Genomic DNA, 10,100 nt, shown 5'->3' on the forward strand with positions numbered 1-10,100 from the left:
TCGTCGCGGTTGTTTGAACGCAGCGACCGCAGGTCGCGAAGTGAGTTCTGCGACGGGGCCGCGAGACCGAGCATCGCAGGGGAGTCGGCGCGCAGCGGCGACCGCCGAGGCGAAGCGCCGGAGCCTGCCCGGGTGCGCCTTTGCCGCTCAACGCTTCGAGGTTCACGAAGACCGCTCCCGCTGCGACTCAGCCCACCGCAGCAACGCCCGCCCCCACACCTCAGCCGTCTGCGGGTCGATCTCGAACACCGTGAACCGGCTCTTCTCACGGATGCGGGTGCGCAGCAGGCTCATGCCGCCGCCTTCGAAGTCGATCTGCTGCAGCTCGATCTCCTGTCCGCCCAGGGGCACGCGCAGCTTGTCCAGCGGTGTCACGCGGGTCATGACGCTCTCCAATGCCGTGCCATTGGGCGCGGCCGGGGCGCGGGGCGTCTATCACCGCGACGGGTAAGCGCCGCATAACCCATTTGGGTAATGCCCGGCACCCAACCAGAGTGATGGTGCGTGCCGGGGGCGCTGCCTAGGATCCGTCCACCCAAGGAGACATGCCCATGGCCAAGAAGATGCACGACACGCCGATGCTCGACCAGCTCGAGAGCGGACCCTGGCCCAGTTTCGTCACCGGCCTGAAGCGGCTGGCGAAGGACAAGGACTACATGGTCGACCTGATGGGTCAGCTGGAGACGTCCTACCGCACCAAGAAGGGCTACTGGAAGGGCGGCACGGTCGGCGTGTTCGGCTACGGCGGTGGCGTGATCCCGCGCTTCACCGAGCTGAAGGACGAGAACGACAAGCCGGTGTTCCCCGACGCCGCCGAGTTCCACACGCTGCGTGTGCAGCCGCCGGCCGGCATGCACTACAACACCGAGGTGCTGCGCAAGATGTGCGACATCTGGGAGCGGCACGGCTCGGGCCTGATCGCCTTCCACGGCCAGTCCGGGGACATCATGTTCCAGGGCGCCAAGACCGACAAGGTGCAGGACGCCTTCGACGAGCTCAACGAGCTCGGCTTCGACCTCGGCGGCGCCGGCCCGGCGGTGCGCACCTCGATGAGCTGCGTCGGCGCGGCGCGCTGCGAGCAGAGCTGCTACGACGAGGCCAAGGCGCACCGGCAGGTGATCAACACCTTCCTCGACGACATCCACCGCCCGGCGCTGCCCTACAAGTTCAAGTTCAAGTTCTCGGGCTGCCCGAACGACTGCATGAACTCGATCCAGCGCTCGGACATGGCCGTCATCGGCACCTGGCGCGACAACATGCGCACCGACGAAGGCTTGGCGCGCAAGTGGTTCGACGCACACGGCATGAACGAGCTGGTCAACAACGTCATCTCGCGTTGCCCGACCAAGACCATCATGCTCAAGGAGGTCAAGGACGTCGCCCAGGGGCCGACCATCTCCAGCGTCAAGATCAGCGACAGCCACGCGCTGGAGATCGACAACAGCAATTGCGTGCGCTGCATGCACTGCGTCAACGTGATGACCGGCGCGCTCGCCAAAGGCACTGACACCGGTGCCACCATCCTGATCGGCGGCAAGCGCACGCTGAAGATCGGCGACCTGATGGGCACCGTGGTCGTGCCCTTCCTGCCGCTGAAGACCGAGGAAGACTACGAGGCGCTGGTCGAGCTGGGCCAGAAGGTGATCGACTTCTTCGCCGAGAACGCGCTCGAGCACGAACGCACCGGCGAGATGATCGAGCGCATCGGCTTGGTCAACTTCCTCGAGGGCATCGGCGTGGACATCGACCCGAACATGGTCGCGACGCCGCGCACCAACCCCTACGTTCGCACCGACGGCTGGGACGACGAGGTCGCCCGCATCAACGCGAAGAAGTCCGCCTGAGGAGCCCGAAGACCATGGCCACGATGCGTACCCCCATCGAAAGCGGCGTGCCGGACAACCGGCCCTACCTGCACCCGGCGCTGCTGAAGAACTACGGCAACTGGCGCTACCACGACCGGCCGCGCCCCGGTGTGCTGCACCACGTCTCACACAGCGGCGACGAGGTGTGGAGCGTGCGCGCCGGCACGCAGCGGCAGATGGACGTCTACACCATCCGCACGCTGTGCGACATCGCCGACACCTATGCCGAAGGGCATGTGCGCTTCACGATCCGCAGCAACATCGAGTTCATGGTGTCCGACCCGGCCAAGGTCGACCCGCTGATCGGCGCGCTCACCGATGCCGGCTTCCCGGTCGGCGGCACCGGCAACTCGGTGTCGATGATCGCGCACACGCAGGGCTGGCTGCACTGCGACATCCCCGGCACCGACGCCTCGGGTGCGGTGAAGGCGCTGATGGACGACCTCTACACCGAGTTCATCAAGGAGGACATGCCCAACCGCGTCCACCTGTCGACCTCGTGCTGCGAGATCAACTGCGGCGGCCAGGCCGACATCGCCATCATCGTGCAGCACACCAAGCCGCCGAAGATCAACCACGACCTGGTGGCCAACGTCTGCGAGCGCCCGGCCGTGGTGGCGCGCTGCCCGGTGGCGGCGATCCGCCCGGCGCTGGTCAACGGCAAACCCTCGCTGGAAGTCGACGAGAAGAAGTGCATCTGCTGCGGCGCCTGCTACCCCCCGTGCCCGCCGATGCAGATCAACGACCCGGAGCATTCGAAGCTGGCCATCTGGGTGGGCGGCAAGAACTCCAACGCGCGCGGCAAGCCGACCTTCATGAAGATGGTCGCCTCCGGCCTGCCGAACAACCCGCCGCGCTGGCCCGAGGTGTCGGAGATCGTCAAGAAGATCCTCTACACCTACAAGGAAGACGCCCGCTCGTGGGAGCGCATCGCCGACTGGGTGGAGCGCATCGGCTGGCCGCGCTTCTTCGAGAAGTGCGACCTGCCCTTCACCAAGTACCTGATCGACGATTGGCGTGGCTCGCGGGCCAACCTGAACGCGTCGACGCACATCAGGTTCTGACATGAAGTTCGGCATCCTGGTCAGCGAAGGACCGTACACCCATCAGGCGGCGGACAGCGCTTGGCAGTTCTGCCAGGCCGCCATCGCCAAAGGGCACGAGATCCACCGCGTCTTCTTCTATCACGACGGCGTCTACAACGCGACGAAGCTCACCGAGCCGCCGCAGGACGACCGCCACATCGTCAATCGCTGGTCGGCGCTGAACGCCGAGCACAAGGTCGATCTGGTGGTCTGCGTGGCGGCGGCGTTGCGCCGCGGCATCAAGGACGAGGTGCTGGCGCCGGGCTTCCGCATCAGCGGCCTCGGGCAGTTGGTCGATTCCGGCATCAAGGCCGATCGCATGGTCACCTTCGGCGACTGAAAGGACGGGCGATGAAGAAGTTCATGTTCGTCAACCGCAAGGCCCCCTACGGGACGATCTACGCGCTCGAGAGCCTGGAGGTGGTGCTGATCGCCGCCACCTTCGACCAGGACGTCAGCCTGGTGTTCGTCGACGACGGCGTCTACGAGCTCACCAAGGGCCAGGACACCAAGGGCATCGGCATCAAGAACCACTCCAAGACCTACCGCGCGCTGGATGGCTACGACGTCGAGAAGCTCTATGTCGAGCGTGAGTCCATGCAGGCGCGCGGCCTCTCCGAAGACGACCTGATCGTCGATGTCGAGGTGCTCTCGAGCGCCGAGATGGCCGCGCTGATGGCCGAGCAGGACGTGGTCCTGAGTTTCTGAAGGATGGCCATGCTGCACATCGTCAACAAGTCGCACCGCCAGACCACCTCGCTCGCGAGCTGCCTGCGCCTGGCCCAGGACGGCCACGCGCTGCTGCTCATCGAGGACGGCGTCTATGCCGCCACGACCGCCGGCGCCGCGTCAGCCGGGCTGGCCGAAGCGCTCGCGCGCCTGAAGGTCTACGCGCTGCGCCCCGATCTCGAAGCCCGCGGCGTCGCCGCGGCCCTGGCCGAGGGCGTCACCGCCGTCGACTACACCGGTTTCGTCGACCTCGTCGCCGAGCACCCCAACAACCAGACCTGGCTCTGAATCGCAAGGAGATCGACATGGGCATCGACATCAACGGCAAGACCTACGAGACCGACGAAGAGGGCTACCTGATCAACCTGGCCGAATGGGACGAAGCGGTCGCCAACGTCATCGCCAAGAGCGAGAACGTGGAGATGACGCCCAGCCACTGGGAAGTCGTCAACTTCCTGCGCGACTACTACAACGAGTACCAGATCGCCCCGGCCGTGCGCGTGCTGACCAAGGCGATCGGCAAGCAGCTCGGACCGGACAAGGGCAACAGCAAGTACCTCTACGAGCTGTTCCCCTACGGCCCGGCCAAGCAGGCCTGCAAGATCGCCGGCCTGCCCAAGCCGACCGGCTGCGTCTGAGCCTCGCTTCGCCACGCTGGAGCAGCGCCGCATGTCCGTGCTCACCGTCACGTACGCCTTGCTGTTCTACGCCGCCACCGCGGTGCTGCTGCTCGGCGTCGCGGCGAAGATCCGCAGCTACCTGCGCACGCCGGCGCCGCTGAAGATCCCGACCACGCCGGCACCGACCACGCAAAGCGGCGTGGCGCTGCGGCTGGCCCGCGAGGTGGTGCTGTTCGAGAGCCTGTTCAAGTCCAGCAAGTGGACCTGGCTGTTCGGCTGGATGTTCCATGCCGCGCTGCTGCTGGTGCTGCTGCGCCACCTGCGATATTTCCAGGAACCGGTGTGGACCCCGGTGCTGTGGGTGCAGTTCTTCGGCACCTACGCCGGCTTTGCGATGGTGGCCGGCCTGGCCGGCCTGTGGGCGCGGCGTTTCCTGGTCGACCGCGTGCGCTACATCTCCACGCCGTCGGACCACCTGCACCTGGCGCTGCTGCTGGCCATCGGCCTGTCGGGCCTGGCGATGCGCTTCGTCGCGCACACCGACATCGTCGCGCTCAAGGCCTTCATGCTCGGTCTCATGCGTTTCGACTGGCAGCCGCTGCCCGGCGACCCGCTGCTGCTGCTGCACCTCACGCTGGTGGCGCTGCTGATGGTCGTGTTCCCGATCAGCAAGCTGCTGCACGCGCCGGGGCTGTTCTTCAGCCCCTCGCGCAACCAGGCCGATAACCCGCGCGAAGCGCGCCATCTCGCCGCCTGGGCGGCGGCACTCGACAAGTAGCCCGCTCATGGCCACCGCCGCCTTCGAGACGCCCAAGCTCAAGCCCTACCCGGTGATTCCCCTGATCGCCGTGGGCTCGATGGCGCACAGCAAGCCCTTCGTCGCCTCGGCGGCGATCCAGCAGAACGTCGGCTTCCCCGGCGAGTTGGCCGAGGGCTGGGAGCAGCGCGCCATCGCCAAGATGGGCGAGCTGCTCGGCAAGTACCGGTCCTTGCGTGTCTACATGGACGCCTGCGTGCACTGCGGTGCCTGCTCCGACAAGTGCCATTACTTCCTCGGCACCGGCGACCCGAAGAACATGCCGGTGGCGCGCCAGGACCTGATGCGCGCGGTGTATCGCCGCTACTTCACCTTCGCCGGCAAGCACTTCCCGAAACTGGTCGGCGCGGTCGACATGACGAAGGAAGTGCTCGACGACTGGTACGCCTACTACCACCAGTGCTCGGAGTGCCGGCGCTGCTCGGTGTTCTGTCCCTACGGCATCGACACCGCCGAGATCACCATGGCTGCGCGCGAGATCATGGACGCGGTGGGCCTGGGCCAGAAGTACAGCAACGAGATCATCGGCAAGGTCCATCGCATCGGCAACAACCTCGGCCTGCCCGGCCCGGCGCTGCAGGACACGCTGCTCGGGCTGGAGGAGGACGTCAAGGAAGACACCGGCGTCGACGTGCGCTACCCGCTGGACGTGCAGGGCGCCGAGGTGCTGCTGGTCACGCCGTCTGCCGACTTCTTCGCCGAGCCGCATGTCGAGAGCCTGATCGGCTACGGCAAGGTGTTCCACGCCGCCGGCATCAGCTGGACGCTGTCGAGCAAGGCCAGCGAGGCCGGCAACTTCGGCATGTTCATCGGCAACTACGAGCAGTTGCGCAAGATCGCGCTGCGCATCCGCGAGGCGGCGCTGGAGCTCGGCGTCAAGCGCATCGTCGTCGGCGAATGCGGCCATGCCTGGCGCGTGGCCTACAGCTTCTGGAACACGCTGGTGGGCATTGGCGCTGGCGGCACCGACCCCTTCGCGATCCAGCTGCAGAGCCAGCTCGACGGCCGCTACAAGCAGCCGATGCACATCTGCGAACTGACGTACGACCTGATCCAGCGTGGCGCGCTGAAGTTCGACAAAGAGAAGAACGACGACCGCATCATCACTTTCCACGATTCATGCAACGTGGCGCGCGCCTCGCGCATGGGCGACATGCCTGGCGGCCAGTTCGTGATCCCGCGCGAGATCATCAAGGCGGTGGCGAACCGGTTCCACGACATGGCGCCGGAGACCATCCACGAGAGCACCTTCTGCTGCGGCGGCGGCGGCGGCCTGCTGACCGACGACCTGATCGAGCTGCGCGTCAAGGGCGCGCTGCCGCGCATGGAGGCCTTGAAGAACGTCGTCGACCAGCACGGCGTGAACTTCATGGCCACGATCTGCGCGATCTGCAAGGCGCAGTTCAGCAAGGTGCTGCCTTACTACGGCTTCGACATGGGCATGGTCGGCGGCGTGCACCAACTGGTGAGCAAAGCGATCCGGCTCGGCGAGCCGAACTGACATGAGCCACCCCCGAAGCGCCTTCGGCGCTCCCCCTCCAGGGGGCGCCCCCAGCGGCCCGGCAAAGCCGGATCCGCGGCGGCCGCTCGGTCGCGATGGATCACCGCACTGAATTGAGGAGAGAGCCTATGTCCAGCCCCGCAAACTCGGTGAAGGCCCAGCCGCTGAACTTCCGCCGCTACAAGGACGGCGACGCGAAGCCGCTGCCCTGGCAGCAGGAGATCTTCGACGCCGACCACTCGCACAAGTGCCCGACCTACATCCAGAGCACGCCGCCCTGCCAGGGCTCGTGCCCCTCGGGCGAAGACATCCGCAGCTACCTGAACATCGTGCGCGGCATCGAGAAGCCGCCGGCCGGCGTGCCCTGGCAGGAATACGCCTGGCGGCGCCTGACCGAGGCCAACCCGCTGCCCTCGGTGATGGGCCGCGTCTGCCCGGCGCCGTGTGAATCGGGCTGCAACCGCAACGAGGTGGAAGACTTCGTCGGCATCAACTCGGTCGAGCACTTCCTCGGCGAGTACGCGATCGCCAACCAGCTGGCCTTCCCGAAGCCCGAGAAGCTCAGCGGCAAGAAGGTGGCGGTGATCGGCGGCGGCCCGGCCGGGCTGTCGGCCGCCTACCAGCTGGCGCGCAAGGGCCACAGCGTGACGATCTTCGACGAGCGCGCCGAACTCGGCGGCATGATGCGCTACGGCATCCCCGGCTTCCGCACGCCGCGCGCGGTGCTCGACGCCGAGATCCAGCGCATCCTCGACCTCGGCGTGACGGCGCGCATGAACACGCGCATCGGCACCGACATCACGATGGAGCAGATCCGCGCCGAGCACGACGCGGTGTTCCTCGGCCTCGGCGCGCAGTCCGGCCGGCCGCTGCCGGTGGAAGGTTCGGACGCGCCGAACTGCGTCACCGCCACCGCCTACCTGAAGGCCTTCAACGACGGGCGGCTGCGCCACGTCGGCAAGCGCGTGGTGGTGGTCGGCGGCGGTGACACCTCGATCGACGTGGCCACGGTGGCGCGGCGGCTCGGCCACATCGAGCAGACGCACGAGAGCGATCGCCCCGAGATGGCCATCGCCGGCCATGTGGCGCACGACGTCGCCTCGGTCTCGGCGCGCCAGGGCGCCGAGGTGACGCTGACCTCGATCTTCACGATCGACAAGATGCAGGCCAGCCGGCACGAGGTTGAGCATGCGCTGGCCGAGGGCATCGCCATCCGCGGCGGGCTGGCGCCGGTGAAGGTGCTGCGCGACGCGAGTGGCCGCGCCACCGGGCTGCGCGTGATCCGCTGCGAGGCGAAGGTCGTCGGCGGGCGCCTCGAGATCAAGAACATCGAAGGCAGCGAGGAAGACCTCGAGGCCGACCTGATCGTCTCGGCGATCGGCCAGGCGGTGGACTTCAGCGGCCTGGAATCGCTCAACAACGGCAAGGGCGGCATCGCCGCGGACAAGAACTACCAGGTGCAGGGCCAGCCCGGCCTGTTCGTCGGCGGCGACGTGGTGCGCCCGCACCTGCTGACCACCGCGATCGGTCACGGCGCGATCGCTGCTGACGGCATTCACCGCCACCTGGCCGGCGAGGCGCTCGACAAGCGCCCGAAGATCGACGTGCACACCTGGGACATCCAGCGCAAGCTGGTCGAGAAGGGCCTGACCGTCAGCGAGGTGCACGAGCCGATCCACGGCACCGACAGCAAGAACGTGGCGATCCACAACTTCGACAACCGCTCGGACCGCTACATCATCCCGCACGAGGAGCTGTTCCTCGGCCACTTCCAGTACACCGAGCGGCACCGGCGCAAGATCGTCACGCTCAACGCCGAGCAGGCGCTGAACAACTTCGAGGAGCGTGTGCTGCCGCTCACCGAGGTCGAGGCGATTGCCGAGGCCAAGCGCTGCATGAGCTGCGGCCTGTGCTTCGAGTGCGACAACTGCGTCGTCTACTGCCCGCAGACGGCGGTGTTCAAGGTGCCGAAGACCAAGTCGACCACCGGCCGCTACGTCGACACCGACTACACCAAGTGCATCGGCTGCCACATCTGCAAGGACGTCTGCCCGACCGGCTACATCCAGATGGGCCTTGGAGAATAGATGGCCCCCCGCCGAAGCGCCTTCGGCGCCTCCACCCCAGGGGGGCGCCACCGACGGACCGGCAGAGCCGGATCCGTGGTGGCCGCTTGGGTGGGCGTCGCTTCGCTTGCCCTTGGGCTCGCTGCCGATGTCATCGCGGGCGACCGCACGCCGAAGCCGGCGATCGAACCGGCCAAGGCCGGCACGCAGTGCGTGGCCGCGCCGGACGTGATGCGGCGCGACCACCCCGCGATGCTCCGGCACCAGCGCGACGTGACGGTGCACCGCGGCGTGCGCCAGGGGCGCGACAGCCTGCAGGGCTGCGTCGAGTGCCATGCGAGCGCCGCCACCGGCAGTGTCGCGCAGGCGAAGACCGACTTCTGCAGCAGCTGCCACGGCTACGCCGCGGTGCAGATCGACTGCTTCGAGTGCCACTCGAGCAAGGCGCAGAGGCACGTCGCGCAGACGGGAGCTGCGAAGCCATGAAGAGCGGTGCCGAACAAGGGCTGGCGGGCCGCCGCAAGTTCCTCGGCCTGGCCGCCGCGGGCATGGGCGGTGTGTTGCTCGCGCCGGGCATCCACCTGATCGAGATCGCGCAGGCGGCCACGCCGGAGGCGAGTTCGAAGGTGCGCTGGGGCCTGCTGATCGACACGACGAAATGCGAGAGCGGCTGCACCGATTGCGTCAGCGCCTGCAACACCGAGAACGGCCTCGACCCGCGCCCCTCGCCGACGTCGGCGCAGTGGATCCGCAAGGTCGAGATCAAGGAGATCAGGACCGGCCGCACGTCGTCAGTGCCGGTGATGTGCCAGCACTGCGCCGAGCCGCCCTGCGTCGACGTCTGCCCCACCGGTGCCTCGTTCAAGCGTGCCGACGGCATCGTGCTGGTCGACCGGCACAGCTGCATCGGCTGCCGCTACTGCGTGATGGCCTGCCCGTACAAGGCGCGCAGCTTCGTGCACGAGCCGGTCAGCGGCCAGAAGCCCGACGTGCCACGCGGCAAGGGCTGCGTGGAGGGCTGCACGCTGTGCGTGCACCGCATCGACAAGGGTGGCACGCCGGCCTGCGTGGAGGCCTGCGCAAAGGCCGGGCACCACGCGATGCTGTTCGGGGACCTGAACGATCCTGGCAGCGAGATCTCGCAGCGCATCAGGGCGGTGGCGAGCCAGCAGTTGCGTGCCGACCTGCGGCTGGATCCGGGGGTGCGGTATGGGGGGCTGTGAGATGACGTTCGCGCGCCCCGACGTGTGCGTTGCGCTCGACGGCTGGAGCGGCAAAGGCGCACCCGGGCAGGCTCCGGCGCTTCGCCTCGGCGGTCGCCGCTGCGCGCCGACTCCCCTGCGATGCTCGGTCTCGCGGCCCCGTCGCAGAACTCACTTCGCGACCTGCGGTCGCTGCGTTCAAACAACCGCGACGA

12 protein-coding genes are annotated in these 10,100 nt (G+C 67.5%); 11 read left to right on the top strand and 1 reads right to left on the bottom strand.

What is annotated here, in order from left to right; genetic code table 11:
- Positions 1–162 precede the first annotated feature (162 nt).
- On the bottom strand, positions 163–384 hold the full coding sequence (locus tag AAG801_RS36565) for a hypothetical protein (RefSeq protein WP_341892829.1): 222 nt from the start codon (positions 382–384) through the stop codon (positions 163–165).
- A gap of 167 nt (positions 385–551) precedes the next feature.
- Here AAG801_RS36565 and dsrA point away from each other — a divergent pair, with 167 nt between their 5' ends.
- The 11 genes from dsrA to dsrO all read left to right on the top strand — a co-directional run bounded on the left by dsrA (position 552) and on the right by dsrO (position 9,906).
- Positions 552–1,844, top strand: coding sequence for a dissimilatory-type sulfite reductase subunit alpha (gene dsrA / locus AAG801_RS36570; protein ID WP_341892830.1), 1,293 nt, complete (start codon positions 552–554; stop codon positions 1,842–1,844).
- 14 nt (positions 1,845–1,858) lie between these two features.
- Complete coding sequence (gene dsrB / locus AAG801_RS36575; RefSeq protein WP_341892831.1) at positions 1,859–2,929, top strand: dissimilatory-type sulfite reductase subunit beta; 1,071 nt, start codon at positions 1,859–1,861, stop codon at positions 2,927–2,929.
- 1 nt (position 2,930) lies between these two features.
- On the top strand, positions 2,931–3,290 hold the full coding sequence (gene tusD, locus AAG801_RS36580; RefSeq protein WP_341892832.1) for a sulfurtransferase complex subunit TusD: 360 nt from the start codon (positions 2,931–2,933) through the stop codon (positions 3,288–3,290).
- 11 nt (positions 3,291–3,301) lie between these two features.
- A complete protein-coding gene (gene tusC, locus AAG801_RS36585) occupies positions 3,302–3,658 on the top strand; it encodes a sulfurtransferase complex subunit TusC (protein ID WP_341892833.1) in 357 nt (118 codons plus the stop codon).
- Between the two features lie 3 nt (positions 3,659–3,661).
- On the top strand, positions 3,662–3,967 hold the full coding sequence (gene tusB, locus AAG801_RS36590) for a sulfurtransferase complex subunit TusB (RefSeq protein WP_341892834.1): 306 nt from the start codon (positions 3,662–3,664) through the stop codon (positions 3,965–3,967).
- A gap of 17 nt (positions 3,968–3,984) precedes the next feature.
- The gene (locus tag AAG801_RS36595) at positions 3,985–4,317 is read left to right on the top strand and encodes a TusE/DsrC/DsvC family sulfur relay protein (RefSeq protein ID WP_341892835.1); all 333 of its coding nucleotides are present in this window, start codon (positions 3,985–3,987) and stop codon (positions 4,315–4,317) included.
- A 31-nt stretch (positions 4,318–4,348) separates the two neighbouring features.
- Entirely contained in the window at positions 4,349–5,077 is a 729-nt protein-coding gene (locus tag AAG801_RS36600) for a respiratory nitrate reductase subunit gamma (protein WP_341892836.1), read from the top strand.
- 7 nt (positions 5,078–5,084) lie between these two features.
- Entirely contained in the window at positions 5,085–6,617 is a 1,533-nt protein-coding gene (dsrK, locus tag AAG801_RS36605; RefSeq protein ID WP_341892837.1) for a sulfate reduction electron transfer complex DsrMKJOP subunit DsrK, read from the top strand.
- Positions 6,618–6,745: 128 nt separating this feature from the next.
- Positions 6,746–8,704: an NAD(P)-binding protein gene (locus tag AAG801_RS36610; protein ID WP_341892838.1), complete on the top strand. Its 1,959-nt coding sequence runs from the start codon at positions 6,746–6,748 to the stop codon at positions 8,702–8,704.
- A gap of 78 nt (positions 8,705–8,782) precedes the next feature.
- Positions 8,783–9,169 carry a hypothetical protein gene (locus AAG801_RS36615; protein ID WP_341892839.1) on the top strand — a complete coding sequence of 129 codons (387 nt, stop codon included), beginning with the start codon at positions 8,783–8,785 and terminating at the stop codon, positions 9,167–9,169.
- Positions 9,166–9,906 (top strand): sulfate reduction electron transfer complex DsrMKJOP subunit DsrO, encoded by a 741-nt coding sequence (gene dsrO / locus AAG801_RS36620; protein ID WP_341892840.1) that lies wholly within the window; start codon positions 9,166–9,168, stop codon positions 9,904–9,906. The genes AAG801_RS36615 and dsrO overlap by 4 nt, the downstream gene beginning before the upstream one ends.
- Positions 9,907–10,100: the final 194 nt, after the last annotated feature.

This window comes from Variovorax sp. YR752, assembly GCF_943372545.1.